General features: G+C 66.3%; 25 protein-coding genes and 1 pseudogene. 13 read left to right on the forward strand and 13 right to left on the reverse strand.

Annotation, left to right across the window (positions count from 1 at the left end; all coding sequences use genetic code 11):
* Both I5M_RS24475 and I5M_RS24480 read right to left on the reverse strand, forming a co-directional pair.
* Positions 1 to 736 (reverse strand): annotated as a pseudogene (locus I5M_RS24475) (EAL domain-containing protein); the annotation flags it as partial.
* 141 nt (positions 737 to 877) lie between these two features.
* Complete coding sequence (locus tag I5M_RS24480) at positions 878 to 2,221, reverse strand: aspartate aminotransferase family protein (RefSeq protein WP_022723797.1); 1,344 nt, start codon at positions 2,219 to 2,221, stop codon at positions 878 to 880.
* 250 nt (positions 2,222 to 2,471) lie between these two features.
* On the opposite strand from I5M_RS24480, the gene hisS reads away from it, so the two are divergent.
* The 3 genes from hisS to I5M_RS24495 all read left to right on the forward strand — a co-directional run bounded on the left by hisS (position 2,472) and on the right by I5M_RS24495 (position 5,070).
* Positions 2,472 to 4,085, forward strand: coding sequence for a histidine--tRNA ligase (gene hisS, locus I5M_RS24485; protein ID WP_022723798.1), 1,614 nt, complete (start codon positions 2,472 to 2,474; stop codon positions 4,083 to 4,085).
* A 181-nt stretch (positions 4,086 to 4,266) separates the two neighbouring features.
* The gene (locus I5M_RS24490) at positions 4,267 to 4,467 is read left to right on the forward strand and encodes a tautomerase family protein (RefSeq protein ID WP_022723799.1); all 201 of its coding nucleotides are present in this window, start codon (positions 4,267 to 4,269) and stop codon (positions 4,465 to 4,467) included.
* Positions 4,468 to 4,677: 210 nt separating this feature from the next.
* Positions 4,678 to 5,070 carry a thioesterase family protein gene (locus tag I5M_RS24495; protein ID WP_031337452.1) on the forward strand — a complete coding sequence of 131 codons (393 nt, stop codon included), beginning with the start codon at positions 4,678 to 4,680 and terminating at the stop codon, positions 5,068 to 5,070.
* 171 nt (positions 5,071 to 5,241) lie between these two features.
* Here I5M_RS24495 and I5M_RS24500 read toward each other — a convergent pair whose 3' ends face one another.
* From I5M_RS24500 to I5M_RS24525, 5 genes are all read right to left on the reverse strand, one after another.
* Complete coding sequence (locus tag I5M_RS24500) at positions 5,242 to 5,637, reverse strand: hypothetical protein (protein ID WP_022723801.1); 396 nt, start codon at positions 5,635 to 5,637, stop codon at positions 5,242 to 5,244.
* Positions 5,638 to 5,703: 66 nt separating this feature from the next.
* Positions 5,704 to 7,767: a membrane protein gene (locus I5M_RS24505; RefSeq protein WP_022723802.1), complete on the reverse strand. Its 2,064-nt coding sequence runs from the start codon at positions 7,765 to 7,767 to the stop codon at positions 5,704 to 5,706.
* 371 nt (positions 7,768 to 8,138) lie between these two features.
* A complete protein-coding gene (locus tag I5M_RS24515) occupies positions 8,139 to 10,970 on the reverse strand; it encodes a DUF4159 domain-containing protein (protein WP_031337453.1) in 2,832 nt (943 codons plus the stop codon).
* Positions 10,967 to 11,905: a DUF58 domain-containing protein gene (locus I5M_RS24520; RefSeq protein ID WP_022723805.1), complete on the reverse strand. Its 939-nt coding sequence runs from the start codon at positions 11,903 to 11,905 to the stop codon at positions 10,967 to 10,969. The genes I5M_RS24515 and I5M_RS24520 overlap by 4 nt, the downstream gene beginning before the upstream one ends.
* Entirely contained in the window at positions 11,905 to 12,909 is a 1,005-nt protein-coding gene (locus I5M_RS24525; RefSeq protein ID WP_022723806.1) for a MoxR family ATPase, read from the reverse strand. The genes I5M_RS24520 and I5M_RS24525 overlap by 1 nt, the downstream gene beginning before the upstream one ends.
* Positions 12,910 to 13,164: 255 nt before the next feature.
* Here I5M_RS24525 and I5M_RS24530 point away from each other — a divergent pair, with 255 nt between their 5' ends.
* Genes I5M_RS24530 through I5M_RS24545 form a run of 4 tightly spaced genes read left to right on the forward strand, consistent with a single transcriptional unit; the run spans position 13,165 to position 15,981 of the window.
* Entirely contained in the window at positions 13,165 to 13,776 is a 612-nt protein-coding gene (locus I5M_RS24530) for a DUF1285 domain-containing protein (RefSeq protein ID WP_022723807.1), read from the forward strand.
* A gap of 8 nt (positions 13,777 to 13,784) precedes the next feature.
* The gene (locus I5M_RS24535; RefSeq protein WP_031337454.1) at positions 13,785 to 14,450 is read left to right on the forward strand and encodes a CoA pyrophosphatase; all 666 of its coding nucleotides are present in this window, start codon (positions 13,785 to 13,787) and stop codon (positions 14,448 to 14,450) included.
* Positions 14,447 to 14,725: a DUF6111 family protein gene (locus I5M_RS24540; protein WP_022723809.1), complete on the forward strand. Its 279-nt coding sequence runs from the start codon at positions 14,447 to 14,449 to the stop codon at positions 14,723 to 14,725. Before I5M_RS24535 ends, I5M_RS24540 begins: the two co-directional genes overlap by 4 nt.
* A complete protein-coding gene (locus tag I5M_RS24545) occupies positions 14,722 to 15,981 on the forward strand; it encodes a CCA tRNA nucleotidyltransferase (RefSeq protein WP_022723810.1) in 1,260 nt (419 codons plus the stop codon). Before I5M_RS24540 ends, I5M_RS24545 begins: the two co-directional genes overlap by 4 nt.
* A 254-nt stretch (positions 15,982 to 16,235) precedes the next feature.
* Here the strand turns inward: I5M_RS24545 and I5M_RS24550 are convergent, their stop codons facing one another.
* From I5M_RS24550 to I5M_RS24560, 3 genes are all read right to left on the reverse strand, one after another.
* Positions 16,236 to 16,469, reverse strand: a complete 234-nt coding sequence (locus I5M_RS24550) for a YodC family protein (protein ID WP_022723811.1) — start codon at positions 16,467 to 16,469, stop codon at positions 16,236 to 16,238.
* 92 nt (positions 16,470 to 16,561) lie between these two features.
* A complete protein-coding gene (gene queE, locus I5M_RS24555) occupies positions 16,562 to 17,194 on the reverse strand; it encodes a 7-carboxy-7-deazaguanine synthase (protein WP_022723812.1) in 633 nt (210 codons plus the stop codon).
* Positions 17,195 to 17,197: 3 nt separating this feature from the next.
* Entirely contained in the window at positions 17,198 to 17,674 is a 477-nt protein-coding gene (locus tag I5M_RS24560; protein WP_022723813.1) for a tRNA (cytidine(34)-2'-O)-methyltransferase, read from the reverse strand.
* Positions 17,675 to 17,988: 314 nt separating this feature from the next.
* Here I5M_RS24560 and petA point away from each other — a divergent pair, with 314 nt between their 5' ends.
* The 4 genes from petA (at position 17,989) to I5M_RS24580 (ending at position 21,793) form a co-directional block, all read left to right on the forward strand.
* Positions 17,989 to 18,516: a ubiquinol-cytochrome c reductase iron-sulfur subunit gene (gene petA, locus I5M_RS24565; RefSeq protein ID WP_031337455.1), complete on the forward strand. Its 528-nt coding sequence runs from the start codon at positions 17,989 to 17,991 to the stop codon at positions 18,514 to 18,516.
* A 39-nt stretch (positions 18,517 to 18,555) separates the two neighbouring features.
* Entirely contained in the window at positions 18,556 to 20,622 is a 2,067-nt protein-coding gene (locus I5M_RS24570) for a cytochrome c1 (protein ID WP_022723815.1), read from the forward strand.
* A 154-nt stretch (positions 20,623 to 20,776) separates the two neighbouring features.
* On the forward strand, positions 20,777 to 21,451 hold the full coding sequence (locus I5M_RS24575; RefSeq protein ID WP_022723816.1) for a dienelactone hydrolase family protein: 675 nt from the start codon (positions 20,777 to 20,779) through the stop codon (positions 21,449 to 21,451).
* Positions 21,452 to 21,541: 90 nt separating this feature from the next.
* Positions 21,542 to 21,793 carry a hypothetical protein gene (locus I5M_RS24580; RefSeq protein ID WP_022723817.1) on the forward strand — a complete coding sequence of 84 codons (252 nt, stop codon included), beginning with the start codon at positions 21,542 to 21,544 and terminating at the stop codon, positions 21,791 to 21,793.
* Positions 21,794 to 22,154: 361 nt separating this feature from the next.
* On the opposite strand, the gene I5M_RS24585 is transcribed toward I5M_RS24580, so the two are convergent.
* Together I5M_RS24585 and pdxH are read right to left on the reverse strand one after the other, a co-directional pair.
* Positions 22,155 to 22,931 (reverse strand): SDR family NAD(P)-dependent oxidoreductase, encoded by a 777-nt coding sequence (locus I5M_RS24585; RefSeq protein ID WP_022723818.1) that lies wholly within the window; start codon positions 22,929 to 22,931, stop codon positions 22,155 to 22,157.
* The gene (gene pdxH, locus I5M_RS24590) at positions 22,928 to 23,566 is read right to left on the reverse strand and encodes a pyridoxamine 5'-phosphate oxidase (protein ID WP_022723819.1); all 639 of its coding nucleotides are present in this window, start codon (positions 23,564 to 23,566) and stop codon (positions 22,928 to 22,930) included. Before pdxH ends, I5M_RS24585 begins: the two co-directional genes overlap by 4 nt.
* Before the next feature lie 105 nt (positions 23,567 to 23,671).
* Here pdxH and I5M_RS30580 point away from each other — a divergent pair, with 105 nt between their 5' ends.
* Positions 23,672 to 24,106, forward strand: a complete 435-nt coding sequence (locus I5M_RS30580; RefSeq protein ID WP_051048834.1) for an RT0821/Lpp0805 family surface protein — start codon at positions 23,672 to 23,674, stop codon at positions 24,104 to 24,106.
* A 130-nt stretch (positions 24,107 to 24,236) separates the two neighbouring features.
* On the forward strand, positions 24,237 to 25,217 hold the full coding sequence (locus I5M_RS24600; RefSeq protein ID WP_022723821.1) for a DnaJ C-terminal domain-containing protein: 981 nt from the start codon (positions 24,237 to 24,239) through the stop codon (positions 25,215 to 25,217).
* Between the two features lie 282 nt (positions 25,218 to 25,499).
* Here the strand turns inward: I5M_RS24600 and I5M_RS24605 are convergent, their stop codons facing one another.
* Positions 25,500 to 26,321, reverse strand: a complete 822-nt coding sequence (locus I5M_RS24605) for an alpha/beta fold hydrolase (RefSeq protein WP_022723822.1) — start codon at positions 26,319 to 26,321, stop codon at positions 25,500 to 25,502.
* Between the last annotated feature and the right edge of the window lie 42 nt (positions 26,322 to 26,363).

The raw sequence follows: 26,363 nt of genomic DNA on the forward strand, positions 1-26,363 counted from the left end.
ATTCGTCGGCGGTGATCATGCGGTCGTGTTCGTCGCGCAGCCGCGACACCACCTCGTAGAACCGCACCTTGCGCTGCGGCAGCGTCACCATCGGCTGCAGATAGATGTCGATACGGCCGGCATCGACGGCGTTGCGGATCGCGGTGAGCAATTCGTTGCCGTGGCGTCTAGCGGGGTCCGCAACAGGCTCGGGCCGGGCGACGGGCAGCGGTGGGACCGGCCGTGCGGCCGGATCGAGCGACATCGGAGGCTGCGGCATCGGCATCGGCTGCGCCACGACTGGCTGCGTCACGACTTGCTGAGCCATAACTGGCTGCGGTCGCGGCGCGGCCGAGATCAGCAGCTCCTCGTGGGTCGCCACCGAGGCGGCGAGTTGCTTGACCAGCTGGCCGAGCTCGCCGATTTCGGCCGACACCGCCTGGACGCGATCCTGATTGGCCGAATTGGCCGACACCACTTTGCCCTCGACGGCGGCGAGCCGGCGGCCGAATTCGGCGATCTGGTGGGCGAGTTCAGCGGTGCCGTGCGACAGATCGGCGATCTGCTGGCTGGAATTGCTGCGGGTCTGCAGCCGCATCGAAATCGCATTGTAGAGAATGAAGAAGGTCAGCGCCGCGAAGCTGACCACCGCCGCCTGGCCGAGGCTGAAGCCGGCAAGCGAATACACCACCATCCCCAGCGAGGCGGAGATCAGCACCATGGAGATGGCGACGAANATGGTGGAGATACGGATCATCTACGCCGGACTATAGCTGACGATCCGCCATCTTTGTCGATTCGACGCCCGAGTCCACCGGATTCGTCCATCCGGACAAGGCTATACAGCGTGATCCCGGAATCGGGATCACGCTTGGGTTGTTATCGGGCGGTTACGGCTTCAGGCGACGGCGCGGATCACCTTGGCGACCTTGTCGACGATCTCGCCGATCTGGTCCTCGCTCATGATCAAGGGCGGCGTCAGCGCCAGCGTGTCGCCGGCGATGCGCAGCATCAGGTCGTGGTCGTGGAAGCCGGCATTCATCGCCTCGTAGCCGCGCTTGCCGGGGCCCTCGGCGGTCGGCGCGAGGTCGATGCCGGCGGTGAGGCCGACGGTTCGGATGTCCACGACATTCGGCTCGCCTTTCAGCGACATCACCGCGTCGGCGAATTTGCCCTCCAGCGCATGGGCGCGTTCGAACAGCTTTTCGTCGCGGTAGAGGTCGAGGGTGGCGAGGCCGGCGGCGCAAGCCAGCGGATGGGCCGAATAGGTGTAGCCGTGGAACAGCTCGACCGCGTGGTCGGGGCCGCTCATGAAGGCGTCGTGGATCTCGGCGCTGGCCAGCACGCCGCCCATCGGCACCGCGCCGTTGGTGACGCCCTTGGCGAAGGTGATCATGTCCGGGGTGACGCCGTAGCGCTCGGCCGCGAACGCGAAGCCGAGGCGGCCGTAGCCGGTGATGACTTCGTCGAAGATCAGCAGGATGCCGTGCTTCTTGGTGATCTCGCGCAGCTTCTTCAGATAGCCCTTCGGCGCCGGCAACACGCCGGTCGAGCCGGCCATCGGCTCGACGATGACGGCCGCGATGGTGTTGGCGCCGTGCAGATTGACGAGGTTTTCCAGCGCGTCGGCGAAGTGCGCGCCGTACTCCGGCTCGCCCTTGGTGAAGGCCTGCTTGTCGCGATCGTAGGTTGCCGGCAGATGATCGACGCCGACCATCATGGTGCCGAACATCTTGCGGTTGTTGCCGATGCCGCCGACCGCGGTGCCGCCGAAGCCGACGCCGTGATAGCCGCGCTCGCGGCCGATCATCCGGATGCGCGAACCCTGGCCGCGGATCTGCTGATAGGCCAGCGCGATCTTCAGCGCGGTGTCGGCAGCCTCCGAGCCGGAGTTGCAGAAGAACACGTGATCGAGCCCGTCGGGCGCCAGCTCGACGATGCGGCTGGCGAGTTCGAACGCCTTGGGCTGTCCGAACTGGAACGGCGGCGAGAAGTCGAGCGCGCGCGCCTGCTCGGCGATGGCGTCGGCGATTTCCTTGCGGCCGTGGCCGGCGTTGGTGCACCACATGCCGGAGGCGGCGTCGATGATGCGGCGGCCGTCGGTGGTGATGTAGTGCATCCCCTCGGCGCCGGCGATCATCTTCGGCGAACGCTTGAACGCCCGGTTCGCGGTGAACGGCATCCAGAACGCGTCGAGATCGTTCGGCATGGCGACGGTGGTGGGATTGCTCTTGTCTAGCATCACGCTCCTCATGGCGCTTTCGAAGCCGGCATCGGGCCCGGGCCGGGGAAAGGCGTGGCAAGGTATCAGCTTCGCTCGCTTGCGGGAACGCCGCGAGCCAGCAAATTTCCGTGGGGCTTCTATCTGCGAAAGCCGGGCCGCACCGTCCCAGCGCCCTGTTGCGGCGCGGGATTTGCGCCAGATCATGGGCCCCAGCCTTGCTGCGGGGCAGGGCGGCTGGTACCACCCCGGCTCAACTGTAAGAGCGACAATGGCCGACAAACCGAAAAAACCCGCCAAACTCCGCGCCCGTTTGCCGCGCGGCCTCGCCGACCGCGGCCCCGCCGAGATCGCCGCGACGCGCGCCATGGTGGAGAAAATCCGCGAGGTGTACGAACGCTACGGTTTCGAGCCGGTCGAGACCCCGGCGTTCGAATACACCGACGCGCTCGGCAAGTTCCTGCCCGACCAGGACCGTCCCAACGAGGGTGTGTTCTCGCTGCAGGACGACGACGAGCAGTGGATCAGCCTGCGCTACGACCTCACCGCGCCGCTCGCCCGCTACGTCGCCGAGAATTTCGACGCGCTGCCCAAGCCGTATCGCAGCTACCGCTTCGGCTGGGTGTTCCGCAACGAAAAGCCCGGCCCCGGCCGCTTCCGCCAGTTCATGCAGTTCGACGCCGACACCGTCGGCGCGCCGACCGCGGCAGCCGATGCCGAGATGTGCATGATGGCGGCCGACACCATGGAAGCGCTGGGCATCCCGCGCGGCAGCTACGTGGTGAAGGTGAATAATCGCAAGGTGCTGGATGGGGTGTTGGAGTCGATCGGGCTTGGCGGTGATGAGAATGCCGGACGCCGGCTCACCGTGCTGCGGGCGATCGATAAGGCGGACAAGTTTCCACGAGAAGAAATAGTAAAGCTACTTGGTCCTGGTCGCTGGGATGGCGGCGAAGAAGGCAAGGGCGATTTCACAAAAGGCGCGAATCTCAGCGAGGATCAAGCCGCCCAAGTCCTTCATATATTCGGTCGTCCTCCGAACGTGGCTTTCGACTCGGACGTTCTCGAGGATTGGGAGAAGTCGGACTCAGCTTACTACGAGGTAGAGTTCGACAAGGGGGTCGAGAAAATTGCGAAGAACAATTTTCGCACGATCGACTTCATGCGTAGCGATTTTGACAACGCTACTTTCCAACAAGGCCTTGATGAGCTTGAGTCTATTGCCCGCTTAGCCCACGCGGGTCGATATGGTAGCCGTAGGATTCTTATCGATCCCTCCGTCGTCCGCGGCCTCGAATACTACACCGGCCCCGTCTACGAGGTCGAACTGCTGCTCGAGACCAAAGACGAGAAGGGCCGCCCGGTGCGGTTCGGCTCGGTTGGCGGCGGTGGGCGTTACGATGGCCTGGTGTCGCGCTTCCGCGGCGAGCCGGTGCCGGCGACCGGGTTCTCGATCGGCGTATCGCGGCTGCAGGCGGCGCTGACGCTGATCGGTCAGCTCGACAACAAGCCCCAGCCCGGCCCCGTCGTCGTCACCGTGTTCGGCGGCGATATCGCCGGTTATCAGAAGATGGTCGCGACGCTGCGCAACGCCGGCATCCGCGCCGAGCTGTACCTGGGCAATCCCAAGCACTCGCTCGGCCAGCAGATGAAATACGCCGACAAGCGCAACTCGCCCTGCGCCGTCATCCAGGGTTCTGATGAAAAAGCCCAAGGCATCGTCCAGATCAAGGACCTGATCCTAGGGGCCGAACTGGCGTCGCTGGAGAAGGACCGCGACGAGTATCTCAAGAAGCAGGCCGAGGCGCAGTTCTCCTGCAGCGAGGCCGAACTGGTCGAGAAGGTGCAGGAGCTGTTGAAGCGACGCGGGGTGCAGTGGAGTTAGACCCGTCATTCCGGGGCGCGCCGCAGGCGCGAACCCGGAATCCATATCCCCTGGACTCGATGAGAGATACGAGAAGCTATTCCCTGCCCCACAACGGGCGCCGGGAGTATGGATTCCAGGTTCGCGAGCTTCGCTCGCGCCCCGGAATGACGAACGAAGTAACAACAAGGGAGAGACCACAATGCCCGAGATCACCATCAACCTCGCCGAAGGCCGCACCGAAGCGCAGAAGACCGCGATCATGCGCGACATCTCGGCATCGCTGGTCAAGCATCTCGGCGTCGATCCCGAAGCCGTTGTGATCCAGATCAACGAGGCGCCTCCCCCCAACAAGATGAAGGGCGGCATGACCTTCGTCGAGCGCAAGGCGGCGGGGAAGTAGCTTCCGCGCACATCCTCTCTTTTGTCATTCCGGGGCGCGCGTAGCGCGAACCCGGAATCCATACACCCTGTGGGCGCGGCGAGCCGCGGCGTTGCGACGGCCGTGCTCAATCACGGAGACTGGGCGTATGGATTCCGGGTTCGCGAGCTTCGCTCGCGCCCCGGAATGACGAACATGAATGTGAACTTCGTTGATCAGCATGAGGGCCGCATGGACGCACGCGATGTCATCACCGTCGGCCTAAGCGCCGAGCGCGAAATCACCGTGACGCCGGAGCTGACGGTGCGGCACTTCGTCGACTACATGCCGCCGGTGTTCGCGACGCCGATGATGATCCTGGAAATGGAAATGGCCTCCGGCGAGGCGATTCATCCCAGGCTGCCGCAGGGCTGGGTGACGGTCGGCACCGGCGTCGACATCCGGCATCTGCAGCCCGCGCTGGTCGGTCAAGTCGTGCGCTCGACCTCCAAAGTGATCAGCGTCGACCAGCGAAGCATTGGCTTTGAAGTCGCCTGCTGGGTCGGCACCCGCAAGATCGGCGACGGCAAGCATTTGCGCGGCCTGATCGACGTCGAGGCGTTTACGAAGCGGCTGATGGGCTGAGCCACACCGTCGTCATTCCGGGGCGCTCACGCAGTGAGCGAACCCGGAATCTCGAAGTCATGAGACATGGCTTATCAGCTCGGGATTCCGGGTTCGCGAGCTGCGCTCGCGCCCCGGAATGACGCCGCAGTGAGAGAGTGCGACCGCCTTCGCTCAACTCCCGCGCGCCCTTTACCGTACCTCGACGCTGAAGCTGTCGAGCACGCTGATCGCTCCGGTGCGATACACCGCGCGCAGGGTGAAATTGTCGGTGCCGCGATAGCCGCGCTCGGGCACGTAGTACACGTTCAACCCGGTGATGGTCTTGCCGGCGCAGCGCGAGCGCTGGCCGGTGAAGCGGTTGATGTCGATGGTGTACGGACCCGGAACCGTGGACAGCGTGCCGTGCCTGGGCTTGGTCACGACGTTCACCGTGCCTTGCATCGGGCTGCAGTCCGAGATGTTGAAATTGGCGTAAGCCCGCATCAGGGCGCGCTGCCCCGAGCGCGCCTGCCGGCTGAATTCGTCCGCGAACGCAGATGTTGCGACGAGCGCCAACGCGCAGCCGATCGCGGCCGTAGGAATCATGGCGTACCTCCCTTTTGGAGAAGTATCACCGCGTCCAATTCGCAAGGCAACGCCGGATCGGTAAGCCTACCGTCCCTCGCGCAGCCACGTCGCTGCGAACGCGCCGAGCAGCAACAGCAGGCCAATCAGGCCGGTGAACACCGGCAGCACGCCGACGCCGGTGACGACGCTGGCATCGCGCATGCGGACGCCGAGCCACCCGTCGCCGTGGAACACGCTGGTCGATGTCACCGGCACGATCCGCGGCAGAGACACGCTGCCGTTTTCGGCGATGCGCACAGCGTCGCCGCCGGTGGCCTGCGCCAGCGGCCGCAGCGTCTCGGGCGTCGAGGTGACCTCGGAGAATTCCTTCGGGTTGACCGGACCGACATTGATCAGCGCCTTCAGCGCGCCGTCGGTCGCCTGCCACAGGCCGAGCTCGTCGGCCGGCAGGCTGGCGCGCCAGATGCCGGGATCACCGGCGCTCAGCGTCAGCTGCTTGGTCTGGCCGGAGGGCGAGGTGACGGTGACTGGCGGCACGCTGTCGCCCATGGTCTGGCGCAGCACTTCGAGGTTCTTGCCTTCGACCTTGAGCCGCAGCGCTTCCTCGTCGAGGTCCGGCTGCTTCATCAGCCAGTGCGACATCCGCCGCAACAGATCGAGATGCGGACCGCCGCCCTCGTAGCCGCGCGCCCACAGCCAGATGTGGTCGCTGAGCAAAAGAGCGACGCGGCCTTCGCCGAAATGCGACAGCAGCAGCAGCGGCATGTTGTCGGCGCCGGTCATCAGCGGCGGCGTCGTGGTGTTGCGGGTGTCGATGGTGCGGAAGAAGCGGCTCCAATGCGGCGGATCACTCGCCGAACCTTCGAGGCCGCGCGTGACCGGGTGACGTTTGCCGGCGTCGGACAGCCGCGCATAGAACGGCTTCTCGGTGACGCCGACCGGCTCGGCCGGTAGCAGCGTGTCGAGCGGGGTGCGCCAGATCGAGGTAGTCGAGGCGTAGTCCGGCCCGGCCGACACCAGAACTGCGCCGCCGTTCTTCACATAGCGGGAGATGTTGTCGAAGTAAGCCATCGGCAGCACGCCCTGGCGGGCGTAGCGGTCGAAGATGATGAGCTGGAACTCGTTGATCTTCTGCTGGAACAGCTCGCGCGTCGGGAATGCGATCAGCGACAGCTCGTTGATCGGCGTGCCGTCCTGCTTCTCCGGCGGACGCAGAATGGTGAAGTGGACGAGATCGACGCTGGCGTCGGACTTGAGCAGGTTGCGCCAGGTACGCTCGCCGGAATGCGGTTCGCCCGACACCAGCAGCACGCGCAGCTTGTCGCGGACGCCGTCGATCGACACCACGGCGCGGTTGTTGACCAGCGTCAGTTCGTTCTCGACCGGCGAGGCTTCGATCTCGACGATGTTCGGGCCGGCGTGCTTGATGCCGACATCGACATTGACGGTCTGGCCGCTGGCCACGGTGCGCTCGGACAACGTCTCGCCGTCGCGGCGCACCGTGACGCGGGCGCGGCCGGCGACGATGCCCTGGTCGTCGAGCCGGTAAGTAATCGTCTGGTTCTGGCCGACGATGCCGAAGCGCGGCGCCGCCACGATGGCGATACGGCGGTCGCGTTCGTCCTTGCGGCCGGTGATCAGTGCCTGCAGCGGCGCCTGGAAGCCGAGCGCCTGGGCGTTGGCCGGAATATCGTGGACGCGGCCGTCGGTGATCAGGAAGGCGCCGGCGACGCGGTCGGTCGGCACGTCCGACAGTGACGACGCCACCGCGCCGAACAGCTTGGTGCCGTCGGTCTCGCCGTCGGCCTGGCCGGCCTCGACGACGCGGACTTCGAGGCCCTTGATCTGCTTCAGCCGATCGACCAGCGCCTCTTTGGTCTGCTCGGCCTCCTCGGTGCGCTTGCCGAAATTCTGGCTCGGGCTCTTGTCGACCACGACCGAGACCACCGACGACAGCGGCTCGCGCTGCTCGCGCGTGAACGACGGATTGGCCAGCGCCAGCACGATCAGCGCCAGCGCTGCGATCCGTACCCACGCCCCGCGCGACCGCCCCAGCAGCAGCACCAGCGCGACGACGCCCAGCGCCGCAAGCGCGACCCACAGCAAGAGGGTAGGGACCAAAGGGGCGAAGGCGATGCCGTAGTGCAACTCAAGCACCTCTCAACTTGAACAACGTCATCCTGAGGTGCGCGTCGCGAAGCGACGCGCCTCGAAGGATGGCTCCGCATACCCTCGCAGCAGTCATCCTTCGAGGCTCGCTGCGCTCGCACCTCAGGATGACGGCCCTCATCTCTTCGTCATTCCGGGGCGCGCGTAGCGCGAGCCCGGAATCCATAACCACCGCCGGGAGTATGGATTCCGGGCCTGCGCCGCTGGCGCGGCGCATCCCGGAATGACGAGGCAAATTCATTCCTCTCGCCGTCATTGCGAGGAGCGATAGCGACGAAGCAATCCAGCTCGGGGCACTGGGCTGGATTGCTTCGCTTCGCTCGCAATGACGGGGGGATGTCGTGCTCAAATCACTGCCCCAACCGTTCGATCAGCGCCGGCGCATGGACCTGATCCGCCTTGTAGTTGCCGGTCAGGGTGTACATCACGATGTTGACGCCGGCGCGGAAGGCGTATTCGCGCTGGCGTGGTTCGCCGGGCGTCAGCGGCAGCATCGGCTGTCCGTCGGGGCGCAGCGCCCAGGCGCCGGCGAGATCGTTGGAGGTGATGATGATCGGCGACACGCCGTCGCCGCCGCGCGCCGGCCGCGAATTGTCGTCGTCGTCGCTCTCGCGCGGCAGCGCTTCGACCCAGGTCTGGCCGTTGGTGAAGCGGCCGGGGAAGTCGCGCAAGAGATAGAACGTCTTGGTCAGCACGTGCTCGCGCGGCACCGGCTCGAGCTCGGGCACGTCGAGTGACGACAGCACGCCCCGCAGCGTCTGCATGCCGGGCGTCTGCGACTCGCCGTTCTGGCCGGCCGGCGCCTCAATGGCGTCGCGGGTGTCGAACAGCACGGTGCCGCCCTGCTTCATATAGGCGTCGATCTTGTTGAGCGCGTCCTGCGGCGGCTTCGGCGCGCCGGCCACGATTGGCCAGTAGATCAGCGGGAAGAACGACAATTCGTCCTTGGCCGGATCGATGCCGATCGGCTCGCCCGCTTCCAGCGCGGTGCGCTGTGCCAGAAACAGCGTCAGCCCGCTCATGCCGGCCTTGACGATCTGGTCGACGTCGGGATTGCCGGTGATGACGTAGGCGAGATGCGTCTGCGCTGTCGCCTTGATGGCGAACTCGTCTTTGGCGGCTTGCGACTGCGCGTGCAGTGGCCCCGGCGACAGCGTCACCGGCAGCGCCAGCGCGGCGATCAGCACCGCAGCAGTGGTGGCGCGGCGACGCCGGCCCAGCAGCCAAGCGAGACCGCCGCCGAGCAGCGCCACGATCACCGCGTCGAGCATGAACAGGCCGAGCGAGCCGGCCAGCAGCATGCCGCGCAGATCCTGCGGCTCGGCATTGGTGTAGCTGGCGCGGCTGGCCTTGATGGCGGACGTATCGAGCGGCGCCAGCCGGTCGGCCGCCGCCAGTGCGTTGACGGCGGTCGGGCCGTCGACAGGGCCGTAGAAGCCCGGAGGATGCTCGGCGGTGGCGCGCTCGCGATAATCGGCCGGGATCGGCTTGGCCGAGGCCGGCGGCGGCCCGAATGCGCCGAAGCCGTCGAGCGTGCGCAGCGGCGACACCGTCTCGGCCGCGTTCGGCGCACCGGCGACGCCGGCGCCCGGCGTGCCGGTGTAGCCGGACAGATCGACCAGGCGGCGCAGCATCTCGACGAAGGTGCCGGACATCGGCAGGTTCGACCAGCGCATGTCGGCGCTGACATGGAACAGCGTGACGAGACCCTTGCCGCGACGCTCGCCGGTGACCAGCGGCGTGCCGTCAGCCAACGAAGCCCAGCTCTTGCCCGGCAACGCTGCGTCGGGTTCGGCCAGCACCTGGCGGTTGATTGTCACGTCGTTCGGCACCGCGAGCCCGGCGAACGGGCCGTCGGCGGAGAAGGCCGCGAGGCTCTGCGGCTTCTCCCAGGTCAGGCTGCCGCCGAGGCTGCGGCCGCCTTTGCGCAGTTTCACCGGCACGAGGTCGTCGTCGTCCTGTTGTGCCAGACGCGGTCCGGCAAAGCGCACCAGCACGCCGCCCTGTTCGATCCAGGCATCGAGCCGCTGGCGGATCTCGGGCGACAGCGCGCCGACATCGGCCATCACGATCATCGGCAGCTTCTGATCGAGGAACTGCGTGATCACCTGCTGCGGCGCGCCGCGATCACCCTGGCGGATATCGGCGAACGGTGACAGCGCGCGGGTCAGGTAGAAGCCGGGCGCGAGCAGCGGCTGTGCGGTGTCGGCGCTGCCGCCCGAGACGATGCCGATGGCGCGGCGGCGCCAGCGCTTGTCGAGGAGTTGCACGGCGCCGGCGGAGCGCTCGTTCGCGATTTCCAGCCGTGCGATGTCGTTGCGCAATTCGACCGGCAGATCGAACGACGCTTCGGTCTCGCGCTCACCGGGCTTGAACGCGTAGTTGGCTTCGCCGATCGGCGCGCCCTTGGCGTCGATCGCCCGCACCAGTCCCGGATCGGCGCCGCCGCTCTGCGCGCGCAGCACCTTCACGACCATCTTGGCAGCGGCGTTCTCGGCCGCAGCCAGCGCGTGCGCCGGCGGTGCGCCGCCTTCGACGATCGTCATGGGATGATCGCCGATGATGTTGTTGAGGCCGCTGACGAAGTCGCTGCCGCGGCCGGTGTCGACGCCGTCGCTGAGCCAGACGATCTCGGCATCGCTGGAGGTCTTGAGGAAACGTCCGATCGCCGGCAGCGCTTCGCTGCGATCGATGGCGTAGGGCTTCGGCGCGAGCTGGCGCAGCGACACGCGCGCGGTGCCGGCCGGCATCAGTGCCGGATCGCGGGTGGTTTCGGATAGTGGCGCCAGCGCCACCGGCCGCCGCGCGCTATCGGCGTTGGCGATCAGTTCGTCGGCGGCCTTGATGCGGGCGTCCCAGGTCGATGCGGCGCTCCAGCCGTCGTCGAGCAGGATCAGCAGCGGCGAACTGCCGCCGCCAGCAGCGGTCTGCGGATTCCAGATCGGCCCGGCCAGCGCGAAGATCACCAGCGCGGCGGCGAGCATGCGTAGCGCCGTCAGCCACCACGGCGTGCGCGACGGCGTCTCTTCCTTCGGGGCGATCTCGAACAACAGCCGCGTCGGCGGGAAGTCGATGCGCCGCGGCCGCGGCGGCGTCACGCGCAGCAGCCACCACAGCGCCGGTAGCGCCAGCAGACCGAGGAGCAGCAATGGCTGGGCGAAGGACAGCGGCAATCCCATCATGCGCCGCGTCCCGCTGAGGCGCCGCGCTCGCGGCCTTTGGGAGCGCTCATGCCGGCATGCAGGAACAGCAGCAGCTCGGCGGCGGAGCGGCTCGTCGTATGCGTCGAGAACAGCCAGTCGAGCTTTTGGGTCTCGGCGCGGATCTGGTCGCGATGCGCCGCGACCAGCGCGACGTAGTCGCTCGCCCAGGTCTCGGCGCGGCCGGCCGTGATGGTGGTGCCGTTCTCCGGCTCGACGAATTCGACGCGGCCCGAATAGGGGAAGCTCTCTTCGGCCGGATCGACGATCTGCACCAGCGTGCCGTGCGCGCCCGAAGCCGAGAGGCCGGCAAGCATGCGGCGGATGTCACCGATCGGCGACCAGAAATCCGACAGTACGACGATCTCCGACAACGACGACGGCACGAAGGACGGCGGCAGGCTGTCGCGCGCCACGGTGTCGTGCAGGATCGCCTGCGCCATTCTGTCGATCACGTTGTTGTTCGATGTCGGGTTCATCAGTCCCGGAATGCCGACGCGCTCGCCGCCCGCGACCAGCAGCTCGGCCAGGGCAAACGTCACGATCAGCCCGCGTTCCAATTTGCTGTCGCGCGCACCCTTGGAGGCAAACGCCATCGAGGCCGAACGATCCGGCCACAGCCAGACGGTGTGCGCGGCCTCCCACTCCAATTCGCGGACATACAGATGATCGTCGCGCGCCGAGCGGCGCCAGTCGACATTCTGCGCCGGCTCGCCGGAGACGAAGCGGCGATACTGCCAGAAGTTCTCGCCGGCGCCGGCGCGGCGACGGCCGTGCAATCCGTGAGTGACGTTGTTGGCGATGTGGCGGGCCTCGAGCATCAGCCGCGGCAACGACGCGGCCAGCGTCCGGCTTTCGCCATCCGCGCGCCTGACCGCCAGTGTCTCGGTGTTCGGCTGTTCGGCCTTTGGCGCCATCAACCGATCCGGCTCTTCAGCTTCTGGATCACGTCCGCAATGGTGCGGCCCTCGGCGCGGGCCGAGAAGGTCAGCGCCATACGATGCTTCAGCACCGGCTCGGCGAGGTCGAGCACGTCGTCGATCGAGGGCGCCAGCCTTCCGTCGAGCAGCGCGCGGGCGCGCACCGCCAGCATCAGCGACTGGCTGGCGCGCGGGCCGGGGCCCCAGGCGATCAGCTTGCCGAGATCGCCGGCCTCGGGACCTGGACGCGCCGAGCGCACCAGCGACAGAATGGCTTCGACCACGGAATCGCCGACCGGCAGACGGCGCACCAGCCGCTGCGCCGTCATCAGCACCTCGGCGCTCATCGCCGCCTTCGGCGCGCTCTGCTCGGCGCCGGTGGTGTCGAACAGGATGCGGCGCTCGGCGTCGCGATCCGGATAGTCGACGTCGATCTCCATCAGGAAGCGGTCGAGCTGGGCTTCAGGGAGCGGATAGGTGCCTTCCTGTTCCAGCGGATTCTGCGTCGCCAGCACGTGGAAGGGCTTCGGCAGATCGTGCCGCGCCCCCGCCACCGTGATGTGCTGCTCCTGCATCGCCTGCAGTAGCGCCGATTGCGTGCGCGGGCTGGCGCGGTTGATTTCGTCGGCCATCAAGAGCTGCGCGAACACCGGACCGGAGATGAAGCGGAACGACCGCTTGCCGGCGGTGGTTTCGTCGAGCACTTCGGCACCGAGAATGTCCGACGGCATCAGGTCGGGCGTGAACTGGATGCGCTTGGCGTCGAGCCCGAGCGTAACGCCCAGCGTTTCCACCAGCTTGGTCTTGGCGAGGCCGGGCACGCCGATCAACAGCGCATGGCCGCCGGCCAGGATGGTGACGAGGGTGTTCTCGACCACGCGCTGCTGGCCGAAGATGACGGTGGAGATCGCATCGCGCGCGGCGCGGATTTCGCCGGCGACCTGCTCGGCGGAGCGGACGATGACGTCTTCGAGCTTCTCGACACTGTCTGCGCCGGCCATGGGTCTCTCCTCGATTCGTGCGCCGAGAACCGCTCGGCCTTGTGGTCGCTGCGACGATGCGCGCGACGCTGATCATAGCAGCCTAGGCTGCTTTGCCGCGTAATGCGAAGGCTATGGTTTTATTCACCAAAACTGTCCCCATCCTATGGGCAGGAGCGAAACAGGCCCGCATCAATTTGTGGAGAGATGAAACCACGCGCGACTTGCAAAGATTTGCAGCTATCGTGCCATTCCAACGGAAGGTCAGGGCAAACAATGGCGAAGCAAGGGCAGGGCGGAGCAGGCGGGCTCGACGGTCTGACGCAGGCGGCGCGTGACGCTGCCGGCGAGGCCGCCAAGGGCAAGGGCCTGCCGCCGGTGCATCTGTGGAATCCGCCGTTCTGCGGCGACCTCGACATGCGCATCGCGGCCGACGGAACCTGGTTCTATCTCGGCACGCCGATCGGCCGGCCGGCGCTTGTGCGGCTGTTCTCCACCATTCTCAAGCGCGAGGACGGCAAGCATTTCCTGGTCACGCCGGTCGAAAAGGTCGGCATCAAGGTCGATGACGCGCCATTCCTCGCCGTGGAAATGATCAAGGAGGAGCGTGCCGGCGGGACGCTGCTGCGCTTTCGCACCAATGTCGATGACTGGGTCGACTGCGACGCCGAGCATCGGCTGCGCTTCGAGCCGTCAGCCGAGGGCGGGCTGACGCCGTATTTGCACGTGCGCGCCGACCTCTGGGCCAAGGTGACACGGGCGCTATACTACGATCTGGTTGACATCGCCGAAGAGCGGGTGGTCGATGGTCGAACCATGTTCGGGATTGCTTCCGGCGGCGCATTCTTTGCAATGGCCGACGCGGAGCAGATGAGGGAAGCACTTTGACCGAACCGATGATGGGGACCGATTCTGCCGCAAGCAGCATCAGTTCGGCCGACTTTTTCGATCGCGCGCGGCGCCGGCTGCGCTTCGAGGTGCCGCCGGCGCTGACCGACGCCGCCGCGATTCCGTCGACTGGCGACGAAGGCAACGACCGCATGCTGCGCATCATCGCGCAGGAGAAACCCATCCGTCCGGCCGCGGTGCTGATCCCGATCGTCGAGCACGACGAGCCGACCGTGCTGCTGACGCTGCGATCCGCCCACCTCAACGATCACGCCGGCCAGATCGCATTTCCGGGCGGCAAGATCGACGCGACCGACAATTCGCCGCTCGACGCCGCGTTGCGCGAGGCCGAGGAAGAAGTCGGGCTCGACCGCGCCCATGTCGATCCGATCGGCTATCTCGACGTCTACGGCACCGGCTTCGGCTTCCGCATCCTGCCGACGGTGGCGCGGGTGCGGCCCGGCTTCGCGCTCACCATCAACAAGTCGGAAGTCGAAGACGCTTTCGAGGTGCCGCTTTCGTTTCTGATGGACCCGAATAACCACCAGCTCCACAGCAAGGAATTTCGCGGCGCGCAGCGCTCCTACTACGCGATGCCGTTCGCCGAGCGTTACATCTGGGGCGCCACCGCCGGCATCCTCCGCGTGCTGTACGAGCGGATCTACCTGCCATGATCCGTGCGGTACTGACCGAAGTCGCGGTCTTCCTGATTCCATTCGCAGCCTTCGCGGTGTTCCTGATTGTCAGCCGCTCGGCGGTGCTGCACCGCGATTCCTGGTCGCTGCGCGTCATCGGCTGGCTGACGGTGGTGGCGCTGGCGCTGGTGCTGATCAGCCTGCTGCTGCTGGCTCACTTCGAGGGCGCGCCGCCGGGCTCGACCTACGTGCCGGCACATCTGGAGAACGGCCGGCTGGTGCCGGGGGCCGAGCAGCCCGGAGGCGCGAAATGACGGACGCCACGCAGCTCCGCAGCGATGCGCGCTGGCTGCACGAAGGCGCCGCCGCGCGGGTGCTGAAGTTGCTCAACAGCGACGGCGAGGAAGCCCGCGTCGTTGGCGGTGCTGTACGTAACGCGCTGCTCGGCCTGCCGATCGGCGACATCGATATCGCCACCACGGCGCTGCCCGAGGAAGTCGTCCGCCGCGCCAAGGCGGCGCACATCAAGAGCGTGCCGACCGGCATAGAGCACGGCACGGTGACGCTGGTGATCGAGGGTCAGGGCTTCGAGATCACCACGCTGCGCGAAGACGTCGAGACCTTCGGCCGCAAAGCCAAGGTAGCGTTCGGCCGCGACTGGGAGCGCGACGCGCAGCGCCGCGACTTCACCATGAACGCGCTGTCGCTGACGCCGGACGGCACGGTCCACGACTACGTCGGCGGGCTGGCCGATGTCGAAGCGCGGCAGGTGCGCTTCATCGGCGATCCGGATCAGCGCATCGCCGAGGATTACTTGCGCATCCTGCGCTTCTTTCGCATCCACGCCGCCTACGGTGCCGGGGCGCCCGATCGCGATGGTTACTTGGCGTGCATCCGAGGCCGCGCCGGGCTCGCGACGCTGTCGGCCGAGCGGCTGCGCATGGAGATGTTGAAGCTGATGGTCGCGGACGGCGCAGTTGGCGCGGTGAACGCCATGGCCGAAGGCGGTCTGTTACTATCGGTGCTGCGCGGCGTCAGCTATCTGGGCACGTTCGCCGCGATGGTGGAGGCCGAGAGGGCGCTCGATCTGCCGCCCGATCCGGTGCGGCGGCTCGGCGCGCTCGCGGTCGCCGTCACCGAGGACGCCAAGCGGCTGGCGCAGCGGCTGCGGCTGTCCAACGCCGAGGCCAAGCGGCTCGACTCGATGGGACATCGCTGGTGGCGGCTCGCCGGCATGGACGAAGCGATCGCAAAGCGACGGCTGTATCGCCTCGGCGTGCCGCGCTTCCACGATCGCATGATGCTGGCCTGGGCCCGCGCCGGCCGCGATGCCGACCCGGCGCCGTGGCGCGAAGTGATCGCGCTGCCGCAGCGCTGGCAGGCGCCCGCATTCCCGCTGAAAGCCTCGGACTTCATCGTCCGCGGCTTCGCCGAAGGCCCTGCGCTCGGCCACGTGCTGACCCTGGCCGAAGACGCCTGGCTGGCAGCGGACTTCCCGCTGGACCCGGCGGCACTACGCACCATCGCCGACCAGACCGCAGCGCGGTTTGCGCGGGATCATCTGTTGTAGCTAGCGGCCTCCGACGTTTGTCGATGTTCACCTATCAACTGGAGCGTTACGCCTCTTCCACAGGCACTGAGTCCTCATCCTGAGGAGCCTCGGCGTCGCCCGCAGGGCGACGCCGAGGCGTCTCGAAGGATCGCCAAGGGCGACTTGTAGCCCATGGTTCGAGACGGCGCTTCGCGCCTCCTCACCATGAGGATGTGCATGTTGTAAGCCTTCGAGTGCGACATCGAAGACCTAGCCGCTCCGACGACTAACTCTTATGCGACCTTGGCGGTCTCGCTGTCTTCGTCGGCCAGGTCGTCTTCGTCCTCGTCGTCTTCTTCATCGTCGATGTCGATGATTTCGAGCACGGCGAGCGGCAGGGTCTCGCGGAACAGGTCGCCTTCTTCGCCCATCCAGACGCACGTGATGTTGTCGTTGTGAACTTCGGCCACCGTCATCGGCTGGCCGCCGGACTTCAGCACCGTGACGTCGCCCACTTTCAGTTCCATGCTCGGCTCCCGCTGTTTGATCGAAGCGGATGCAGCCTAGCGATTCGTCATGACAGGCCGATCACGGGCGGGGAATCCTCGCACCAGGGCTGCTACCTGATGCCGAGCGTCTTGTGGGTCTGCAGGCTGAGCCGCCACTGCGGATGGCTCAGGCAGTACGCGATCGCCCGCGTGGTGTTGTCGTGCACGTCGGGTCCGTCCATCGGCTGCAACGAGAACCGCGCGAAGCCGAGCCGCTCGAACTGATCCGGCATGGCGCCGTCCTGCGGATAAACCAGCTTCAATTCGTCGCCGCCCGAGACGCGTAGTTCCGCGCCGGCCTTCGGGCTGACGCACAGCCAGTCGATGCCTTCCGGCGGCACGATCGTGCCGTTGGTCTCGACCCCGATCGCAAAGCCGCGGCCGTGCAGTGCAGCAATCAGCTCGGCGTCGAGCTGCAACAGCGGCTCGCCGCCGGTGATCACCACGTAGCGGTCGTCCGCGCCACCTGTCCATTGCGCCGCGATGGTGTCCGCGAGCTGATCGGCGCTGGCGTAGCGGCCGCCAAGCGTGCCGTCGGTGCCGACAAAATCCGTGTCGCAGAATTTGCACACCGCGGAGACGCGGTCCTGCTCGCGGCCGGTCCACAGATTGCAGCCCGAGAAGCGGCAGAACACGGCGGCGCGGCCCGCATGGGCGCCTTCGCCCTGCAGCGTTAAGAAGATTTCCTTGACCGCGTAGCTCACCGTTTAGTCCTGTTTGATCGATTGCGGGGGCGCGAAGCCGGTCTGGCGCAGCGCCTCGCCGGTCACCAGTGCGGCCGCCATCGCGACGTTGAGCGAGCGCAGTCCCGGCTGCATTGGAATCACCAGCCGGGCATCGGTCGCGGCTGCGACATCGTCCGGCACGCCGGCGCTCTCGCGGCCGAGCAGCAGCACGTCGGAGTGCTGGTAACGATAATCGAGATAAGGCCTTTCACCTTTGGTCGTAAGTAAAATCAGCCGGCATCCTTCCGCGCTGCGCCATTGCTGAAATTTCGACCAGGAATCGTGGCGCACGATGCGGACGAGATCGAGATAGTCCATGCCCGCGCGGCGGAAATGCCGGTCCGATATCGGGAAGCCGGCGGGCTCGATGATGTGCGCCTCGACACCCAGGCATGCACAGAACCGAAGAATAGTGCCGGTGTTCTGCGGAATATCGGGCTGATAGAGGGCTATCCGCATTCCGTAATGCTCCGCATCAACTGATTTACAACTTGTCGTCTGCCATGACAATTCGCAGGAATCGATGGTGCGCGCGGATTAGCCGTTCGCGGGCTTGCGCTCTACCGGCAAGGGTGCCAATAGATCGATTCTGGACTGTCTATTTCTACCCGACCGGCCGTTGCGAACGGTCGAGGGCGAACCGCCTCCGATTTCCAATTTGCGGACCAAGGCGGCTTCCTCGGACAGCGTCGCACACTGCCGCCAGCGTCTCGTCTGTCGCAGGATTGCCGGATCGCTGATTTGCCGGTCGCAGAATGAAAGGGCTTGGGATCGTGACCACACAGTCTTCGGCGGAACCGACACGCCGTGATTTCCTCTACATCGCCACCGGCGCCGTCGCCGCGGTTGGCGCCGCCGCCGCCGTGTGGCCGTTCGTTTCCCAGATGAATCCGGACGCCTCGACGATCGCCGCCGGCGCCCCGATCGAAGTCGATCTCACCCCGATCGCGCAGGGTCAGGACATCAAGGTGTTCTGGCGCGGCAAGCCGATCTACATCATGAACCGGACACCCAAGCAGGTCGAGGAAGCCGTCAAGACGCCGCTGTCCGACCTCAAGGATCCGGAGACCGATCAGGCCCGCACCAAGGCGGGCCACGAGAACTGGCTGGTCGTCACCGGCATCTGCACCCACCTGGGCTGCATCCCGATCGCCCACGAAGGCAACTACGACGGCTTCTTCTGCCCGTGCCATGGTTCGCAGTACGACTCGTCGGGCCGCATCCGCCAGGGGCCGGCGCCGCTGAACCTGCCCGTCCCGCCCTATCAGTTCGTCTCCGACTCCAAAATCCAGATCGGCTGAGGCCGGCTCTTCGGAATTATTGCTTAGGATCGCATCATCATGAGCGGACCCTCGACCTATCAGCCGCAGAACCCGGTAATGAAGTGGCTGGAAGCGCGCCTGCCGATCGCCGGCCTCGTGCACTCGTCCTTCATCGCCTACCCGACGCCGCGTAACCTCAACTACTGGTGGACCTTCGGCGCCATCCTGTCGATGATGCTGGCGGTGCAGATCGTCACCGGCATCGTCCTGGCGATGCACTACACGCCGGAAACCACGCTGGCTTTCGACTCGGTCGAGCGTATCGTCCGCGACGTCAACTACGGCTGGCTGCTGCGCAACATGCACGCGGCCGGCGCGTCGATGTTCTTCATCGCCGTTTACGTGCATATGCTGCGCGGCCTCTATTACGGGTCGTACAAGGCGCCGCGCGAGGTGCTCTGGATCCTCGGCGTCATCATCTACCTGTTGATGATGGCGACCGGCTTCATGGGTTACGTGCTGCCGTGGGGCCAGATGAGCTTCTGGGGCGCCACCGTCATCACCAACCTGTTCTCGGCGTTCCCGTACGTCGGCGACAGCATCGTGACGCTGCTGTGGGGCGGCTATTCGGTCGGCAACCCGACGCTGAACCGCTTCTTCTCGCTGCACTACCTGCTGCCCTTCGTGATCGCCGGCGTCGTCGTGCTGCACGTCTGGGCGCTGCACGTCACCGGCCAGAACAACCCGGCCGGCGTCGAGCCGAAGACCGAGAAGGACACGGTTCCGTTCACGCCTTACGCGACCCTCAAGGACGTGTTCGGCATGTCGTGCTTCCTGGTGTTCTACTCCTGGTTCATCTTCTACATGCCGAACTATCTCGGCGACGCCGACAACTACATTCCGGCGAACCCGGGCGTGACGCCGGCCCACATCGTGCCGGAGTGGTACTACCTGCCGTTCTACGCCATCCTGCGCTCGATCCCGAACAAGCTGCTCGGCGTCGTGGCGATGTTCGGCGCGATCCTGGTGCTGCTGTTCCTGCCCTGGCTCGACAGCTGCAAGGTTCGTTCGTCGCGCTATCGCCCGCTGGCCAAGAAGTTCTTCTGGGGCTTCGTCGCGACCTGCCTGCTGCTCGGCTGGCTCGGTGCCAAGCCGGCGGAGGGTATCTACACCGTGCTCGGCCGGGTGTTCACCTTCTGCTACTTCGCCTACTTCCTGATCGTGCTGCCGGTTCTGTCGCGGGTCGAGAAGACGCTGCCGCTGCCGAACTCGATCGCCGACGACGTGTTGGCGAAGGGCAAGGTCGGCAAGGCGGTGGCGGCCTCGATCGCCGTGCTGTTCGCCTTCGGCGTCACGCTCGGCGGCGGCTCGACCGCCAAGGCGGCCGAGCACGAGGAAAGCCCGCCGTCGCAGGATTGGACCTTCGCAGGTCCGTTCGGCAAGTACGATCGGGCGCAGTTGCAGCGCGGCTTCAAGATCTACAAGGAAGTCTGCTCCAACTGTCACTCGCTGAAGTTGCTGCAGTATCGCAACCTCGCCGAGCCGGGCGGTCCCGAGTTCACCCTCGATCAGGCCAAGGCGATCGCCGCCGAAGCCCAGATCAAGGATGGCCCGAACGACGCCGGCGACATGTTCGAACGCCCGGGCCGGATCGCCGACACCTTCAAGTCGCCGTTCCCGAACGAGCAGGCTGCGCGTGCCGCCAATGGCGGCGCCGCTCCGCCCGACATGTCGCTGCTCGCCAAGGCGCGCTCTTATCCGCGCGGCTTCCCGCAGTTCATCTTCGATCTGTTCACCCAGTTCCAGGAGCAGGGCCCGAACTACATCGACGCGCTGCTGCAGGGCTATCAGGACACTCCGCCGGAAGGCTTCAATCTCCCGGACGGCTCGTTCTACAACAAGTGGTACCCGGGCCATTCCATCAAGATGCCCCCGCCGCTGCAGGACGGCATGGTGACCTATGACGACGGCACGCCGCAGACCCTGCCGCAATACGCCAAGGACGTCGCGTCGTTCCTGATGTGGGCCGCCGAGCCGCATCTCGAAGCCCGCAAGCGCCTCGGCCTGCAGGTGATGATCTTCCTGATCATCCTCTCCGGCCTGCTGTACTTCACCAAGCGCAAGGTCTGGGCCAACGCCCACTAAGCTTCTCGCGACATAAGCGTGACAGAAAGCCCCCTCACGGGGGCTTTTTTGTTGCGCGTTTTCGTGGGCTTGCGGGACGCCGGCGGCGATTGCATACGGTCAGGACTGCGGACAATATGCGGCCCAACACAGGCCAATCTTACGTGGAGGAAACATGGGCACGATCATCACCTTCAAGCGTCCCGACGGCAAAGAGGCGAGCGGTTATCTCGCCAACGCGGCGCGCGGCAATGCGCCGGGCGTGGTGGTGATTCAGGAGTGGTGGGGCCTGTCGGAGCAGATCAAGGGGCTGACCGATCGCTTCGCGCTCGCCGGCTTCGATGCGCTGGCGCCCGATCTCTACAACGGCACGGTGGTGCCGTATCACGACACGGAAGCCGCCAACAAAGAAATGGGCTCGCTCGACTTCATGGACGCGACGACCCAGACGGTGCGCGGCGCGGTCAACTATCTGTCGCGCAACGGCGCCAAGGTCGGTCTCACCGGCTTCTGCCTCGGCGGCGCGGTGACTGTCATCGGCGCGTGCAAGATTCCCGAATTGAGCGCCGCGGTGGTGTTCTACGGCATTCCGCCGGAACAGGCCGCCAAGCCGGCCGACGTCAAGGTTCCGATGCAGGGCCACTTCGCCAATCGCGACGATTGGTGCACGCCGCAAGTCGTCGACGCGTTCGAGGCGGGCCTAAAGACTGCCGGCAAGAGCGCCGAGTTCTTCCGCTATGAGGCCGACCACGCTTTCGTCAACGAACAGCGCGCTGCGGTGCACGATCGCGAAGCCGCGGAACTCGCGTGGTCGCGAGCGACGCAGTTCTTTGGAAAGCATCTTGGCTGATGCCGGGCTGCCGGTAAAATTTGAACATTCGGCGGAAGATTTGGCAGAAGGGTTTGCTGCGATAACGCGGTCACAAGCCGCGAGGACAGCATGGTTGAACAATTCGTAAAGCCCGGCCAGAAAGTCACCGACATCAACGTCGTCGACTTTGCCGCTTACCAACGCGGTTCGCGCCCGCGCGGACCGCTGTCGATTGAAGCGCGCGTGTGCCGCCACTGCGGCGCCGCGTTGCTCGATGACGAATCCGAAGACGATTGCTCGAGCGCCGGTCTGGCGCTGCAATCCCCGATCGCCGGCCCACTCTCCGCCCGCCGCCCGCCACGGCGTTTCCGGGCGGAGTAGTTAGTGAGATCTGCTACTGCCACAAATGCCGCCGTCATCCTGAGGCGCCCGCCGGGCCGCGCTGTGCGCGGCGCGGTGGGCCTCGAAGGATGAGCCGCAAGCGCCTTGGCCGCATCCTTCGAGGCGCGCTACGCGCGCACCTCAGGATGACGACTCAGAGTCTTTAGAAGGCTGCGGCTTCAATCGATCGACGACACGCCCTCCGTAGTTACTTCGTCATTGCGAGGAGCGAAGCGACGAAGCGATCCAGCTCCGTGCACTGAGCTGGCTTGCTTCGCGGAGCCTGTGCCCGGACGGCGCGGAGCGCCGATCCGGGTGCTCGCAATGACGTGGAGAGGCGGCGAATTAGTCGCCGCCCCGCTCACACGTGCTGGCCGCCGTTGATGTGGATCTCGGCGCCGTTCACGTAGGACGAGGTTTCGGTGCACAGCACGTAGATGATCTTGGCGACTTCGTCCGGCGTGCCGAGGCGGCGCATCGGGATGTCTTCCTCGACGATCTTCTCGGTGCCCGGCGACAGGATCGAGGTGTCGATCTCGCCCGGCGCGATCGAATTGACCCGGACGCCGAGGCGGCCGAAATCCGACGCCATTTCGCGCGTCAGCGCCGCCAGCGCGGCCTTGGAGGTCGCATAGGCGGCGCCGGCGAACGGATGCACCCGCGAGCCGGCGATCGAGGTGACGTTGACGACCGAGCCCTTGGCGGCCTTGAGCTCGTCGATCAACCCGCGCGCCATCATGATCGGCGCGAAGAAATTCACCCGGAACACGTGCTCCCAGGTGTCCATCTCGGTGTCGATCGAGCCGAGCCGGCCGCCGCCGGCGGCCTTGGGCGAAATCGCCGCGTTATTGACCAGCGCATGCAATTGCCCGCCGTCGAGACGTTCGCGGATCTCGGCAATGCCGCGCAGCGTATCGGCGCGGTCGCCGAGATCGATCTGGATGTGATCCTCGGGTCCGGCGCCCCACGGGCACTGCTCCGGAAACGGGTGCCGCGAGCAGGTGATCACCCGCCAGCCGGCGCTCGAGAAACGGATCACCGTGGCGTGGCCGATGCCGCGGCTGGCCCCGGTCAGAAGCATGGTCCGGCGCGGCGCGTTGCTGTCCGGCGCGCGCTGCCGTTGGGTTTCGGGGGTCATGGATACAGCCTTGTCTTGAGCCAGGGTTGCGCCGGGGTGTCCCGGGTGAATTCGATGCGGTCGTGTAGCCGGTAGGGTCGGTCGTGCCAGAATTCCATGCGCGCCGGCGTGATCCGCCAGCCGCTCCAGCCCGGCGGCCGCGGCACCTCGCCGACCAGATAGCGCGCGCCGACCTTGGCGATCGCCTGTTCGAAGGCGAAGCGGCTTTCCAGCGGTTGCGACTGCTTGCTGGCCCAGGCGCCGATCTGCGCCTGCTTCGGGCGCGTGGCGAAATAGGCGTCGGCCTCGGCCTCGGTCACCGGCGTGACGCCGCCGCGGATGCGGACCTGGCGGCGCAGCGACTTCCAGTGAAACAGCAGCGCCGCCTTCGGATTGGCGGCGAGTTCGCGGCCCTTCTGGCTGGCGATGTGGCTGTAGAAGACGAAGCCGTGGTGATCGAAGCCCTTCATCAGCACCATGCGGACGTTGGGCAGGCCGTCGGGATCGACCGTCGCCAGCGCCATCGCGTTCGGATCGTTCGGCTCCGATTTGGTGGCTTCGCCAAGCCATTCGGCGAACAGGGCAAACGGCTCCTCGGCCGCGGTGAAATCACCGGACGTTAACTCACTCTGATGTCTAATCGTGGTGTCGCTCATGCGAGGGAGTCCGATTTGTGCTTCGCCGAGGTCCGGAACGGATTGAGGGCTCTGTATAGGTCGCACCTATATAGGGCACCGCAATGCGTTGGCCTATCGGCGAAGATGCCGGTCTTGACAGCAACGATAGCGATTCTAAGTGCCACCGTGCTCTCGGCCTGTAGCGTCATTGGACGCGGCGATGGCCCGTTTGCCCAAATGGACAGCAGCGACTTCACCGGCTCGATCCGGGCGCTCTCCAAACCAGAATCCGAACACGATCCGTCCGAGGCCGATCTGGCGCTGGCCCGGATCGCGGCATCCGACGTGCTCACCAAAGGCGAGAAGGATGCCAGCCAGCCGTGGGAAAATCCCACGACCGGTGCACGCGGCTCAGTGACGCCGATAGCCGCCTCCTATACGGCGGACGGACAGACCTGCCGGGACTTCCTGGCGAGCTTCGTCAAGGCAAAGTCTGAAAGTTGGATGCAGGGCGCCGCCTGCCGCAGCCCGCATGGCAGCTGGGAAATCCGCTCGCTGAAAGCTTGGCGTCGCAGCTGATCGCGGTCGGAGCTTCGAGAGAGGCGGCCGAAAGCAGTTGCAAAAATGACACCTAGCCCCCAGATGAAACCCGAATGGGCGTTCAGCCCAACTCGCGATTCCTAAGAGATTCCTAAAAGGAGAGTAACGGATGCGCGACCCCTATGAGGTCCTGGGGGTGCAGCGGGATGCCAGCGCTGCGGCGATTAAAAGCGCCTATCGCAAGCTGGCCAAGAAGCATCACCCCGACAGCAACTCGAACGATCCCAAGGCCGCCGCGCGGTTTGCCGAAATCAATTCCGCCAACGAGATTCTCGGCGACGAGGCCAAGCGCAAGCAGTTCGACCGTGGCGAGATCGACGCCGAAGGCAAGCCGCGCTTCCAGGGCTTCCCCGGCGGCGGCAGCGGCGCGGGCGGTCGTGCCGGACGCGGCGCCGGCCCCGGCTTCGAGCATTTCAGCTTCCGCACCGCCCCGGGCAGCGGCTTCGGCGGCGGCGCCGGTGCGGCGGGCTTCGAGGATATTCTGAATTCGATGTTCGGCGGCGCGGCCGGCATGCGCGGCGGCGGCCAGCGCGGCGGATTCGATTTCGACCAGGGCGCGATGGCGGCCGATCTCGATCTCAGCGTCGCGATGACGGTGACGCTTGAAGAGGCGGCGCGCGGCACCGAGAAGCGTGTGCGGCTGCCGACCGGCAAGGAACTCAACGTCAAGATTCCGGCCGGCGTCGGCGCCGGTCAGCAGATCCGGCTGAAGGGGCAGGGCGAGACCGCGCCCGGCCATCCGCCCGGCGACTTGCTGATCACCGTTTCGATCGCCCCGCACCCGCACTTCAAGGTCGACGGCAACGATCTGCGGCTCGATCTGCCGATCACGCTGTACGAGGCGGTGCTCGGCGGCAAGGTGCGCGTCCCGACGCTGACCGGCGCGATCGAACTGTCGATCCCGAAGAACACCTCGAGCGGCCGCACCTTCCGGCTCAAGGGCAAGGGACTGTCGAAATCCGGCGCCACCGGCGATCTGTTCGTCACCACCAAGATCGTTCTGCCGGACGGCCACGACGCCGAGCTCGAAGCGCTGATGGAGAAGTGGCAGCAGAGCCACAAATACAATCCGCGCAGCGATTTGGGCTAAAGACCTCGGCAGACTTTCCATCCTGACACCCGGCGCAGCCTAACCTCTCCCCGCGCGCGGGGAGAGGTCGACGCGCATCGTCAGATGCGCGGCGGGTGAGGGGGCGCCTCCGCGAGTCTGAGTGCTAAGTTAGTTCGGGGGTGAGCCCTCATTCGCGCTCGGCCGCGAGGAGACGCCCCCTCATCCCACCCTTCTCCCCGCGTGCGGGGAGAAGGAGCAGGGCGTGCTCGTTGCGGCACCGTGCTCACGCCTTCGCTTCGTGCAGTGAAGCAATCTCGCGCCCTACCCATTCGCCTCGCTGACAAACGCCTCCAGCAGCGCATTGAACCTCTCCGCCTGCTCCCATTGCGGCAGGTGGCCTGCGCCTTCGATGGTCTGGACCTGGCCGCGCCACAGCGTCGGCATCGTCAGCGTGGCGAAGTAATCAGCGTTGACGAGCTGCTCCTGCGCGCCGTGCAGCACGGCGAACGGCTGCTTCATCTCCGCCACGACCGCGACCTCGTCACGGTAGCCGCCCGGCGCGATGCTGCCGGCTAGCTGGGCGCGGGCGCGGCCGTCGGTGCGCAGCACGTCGGCGACCATCTCGGCCGGCAGATCGGTGACGCCCGGCCTGAACGCCGCCGCCACATAGGCGCGCGCCTCGGTCTCCGTCAGTTGCGGCTGAAACGTGTAGGCCATCGCCGGCGTCGGCAGAAAAGCCTGCTCCATCGCCGGTGGAAATGCGATCGGCGGCGTGCCGAAGATGGCGAAGCCCTTGGCCTTGGGCAGGTCCGGCGCCGCTTCGAGCACGATATGGCCGCCGAGGCTCCAGCCGACGAACACCGCGTCCTCCGCGCCGAGCGCTGCCGCGACCTCGCGCAGCACGCCCGCATAGCCCGGCATGTTGTAGACGGCGGCCGGGTCGGCCGCGTCGTCAGAGCCGCCGTGCCCCGGCAGATCGAACGCGATCAGCCGATATTTGGCGCCGAGCGGGCCGTCGATCTGGCGCGCAAACGCGCCCGACGAGGCCGAGTTGCCGTGCACCAGCACGACGCTCGGCCCGGTGCCCGGCGATTGCCGATAAGCGGTCCGTCCGGCGCTGGTCTCGATGGTCGCTGTCTGCATGAGCTGCCCCTATTCCAGATTTCAGGTGAACAGCATGGACTG

Origin of the sequence: Rhodopseudomonas sp. B29, assembly GCF_000333455.1 — a bacterium.
Lineage (GTDB): Bacteria > Pseudomonadota > Alphaproteobacteria > Rhizobiales > Xanthobacteraceae > Rhodopseudomonas.

What these genes read in the sequence shown, in the direction of transcription:
- I5M_RS24575 (WP_022723816.1), top strand. Translation starts at nt 20,777, where the DNA reads ATGGGCACGATCATCACCTTCAAGCGTCCCGACGGCAAAGAGGCGAGC.
- I5M_RS24560 (WP_022723813.1), bottom strand. Translation starts at nt 17,674, where the DNA reads ATGCGGATAGCCCTCTATCAGCCCGATATTCCGCAGAACACCGGCACT.
- I5M_RS24495 (WP_031337452.1), top strand. Translation starts at nt 4,678, where the DNA reads ATGGACGCACGCGATGTCATCACCGTCGGCCTAAGCGCCGAGCGCGAA.
- I5M_RS24490 (WP_022723799.1), top strand. Translation starts at nt 4,267, where the DNA reads ATGCCCGAGATCACCATCAACCTCGCCGAAGGCCGCACCGAAGCGCAG.
- I5M_RS30580 (WP_051048834.1), top strand. Translation starts at nt 23,672, where the DNA reads ATGCCGGTCTTGACAGCAACGATAGCGATTCTAAGTGCCACCGTGCTC.
- hisS (WP_022723798.1), top strand. Translation starts at nt 2,472, where the DNA reads ATGGCCGACAAACCGAAAAAACCCGCCAAACTCCGCGCCCGTTTGCCG.
- I5M_RS24535 (WP_031337454.1), top strand. Translation starts at nt 13,785, where the DNA reads ATGATGGGGACCGATTCTGCCGCAAGCAGCATCAGTTCGGCCGACTTT.
- I5M_RS24545 (WP_022723810.1), top strand. Translation starts at nt 14,722, where the DNA reads ATGACGGACGCCACGCAGCTCCGCAGCGATGCGCGCTGGCTGCACGAA.
- I5M_RS24515 (WP_031337453.1), bottom strand. Translation starts at nt 10,970, where the DNA reads ATGATGGGATTGCCGCTGTCCTTCGCCCAGCCATTGCTGCTCCTCGGT.
- I5M_RS24570 (WP_022723815.1), top strand. Translation starts at nt 18,556, where the DNA reads ATGAGCGGACCCTCGACCTATCAGCCGCAGAACCCGGTAATGAAGTGG.
- I5M_RS24600 (WP_022723821.1), top strand. Translation starts at nt 24,237, where the DNA reads ATGCGCGACCCCTATGAGGTCCTGGGGGTGCAGCGGGATGCCAGCGCT.
- I5M_RS24520 (WP_022723805.1), bottom strand. Translation starts at nt 11,905, where the DNA reads ATGGCGCCAAAGGCCGAACAGCCGAACACCGAGACACTGGCGGTCAGG.
- I5M_RS24500 (WP_022723801.1), bottom strand. Translation starts at nt 5,637, where the DNA reads ATGATTCCTACGGCCGCGATCGGCTGCGCGTTGGCGCTCGTCGCAACA.
- I5M_RS24580 (WP_022723817.1), top strand. Translation starts at nt 21,542, where the DNA reads ATGGTTGAACAATTCGTAAAGCCCGGCCAGAAAGTCACCGACATCAAC.
- I5M_RS24585 (WP_022723818.1), bottom strand. Translation starts at nt 22,931, where the DNA reads ATGACCCCCGAAACCCAACGGCAGCGCGCGCCGGACAGCAACGCGCCG.
- I5M_RS24480 (WP_022723797.1), bottom strand. Translation starts at nt 2,221, where the DNA reads ATGCTAGACAAGAGCAATCCCACCACCGTCGCCATGCCGAACGATCTC.
- I5M_RS24540 (WP_022723809.1), top strand. Translation starts at nt 14,447, where the DNA reads ATGATCCGTGCGGTACTGACCGAAGTCGCGGTCTTCCTGATTCCATTC.
- pdxH (WP_022723819.1), bottom strand. Translation starts at nt 23,566, where the DNA reads ATGAGCGACACCACGATTAGACATCAGAGTGAGTTAACGTCCGGTGAT.
- I5M_RS24530 (WP_022723807.1), top strand. Translation starts at nt 13,165, where the DNA reads ATGGCGAAGCAAGGGCAGGGCGGAGCAGGCGGGCTCGACGGTCTGACG.
- I5M_RS24605 (WP_022723822.1), bottom strand. Translation starts at nt 26,321, where the DNA reads ATGCAGACAGCGACCATCGAGACCAGCGCCGGACGGACCGCTTATCGG.
- I5M_RS24525 (WP_022723806.1), bottom strand. Translation starts at nt 12,909, where the DNA reads ATGGCCGGCGCAGACAGTGTCGAGAAGCTCGAAGACGTCATCGTCCGC.
- I5M_RS24550 (WP_022723811.1), bottom strand. Translation starts at nt 16,469, where the DNA reads ATGGAACTGAAAGTGGGCGACGTCACGGTGCTGAAGTCCGGCGGCCAG.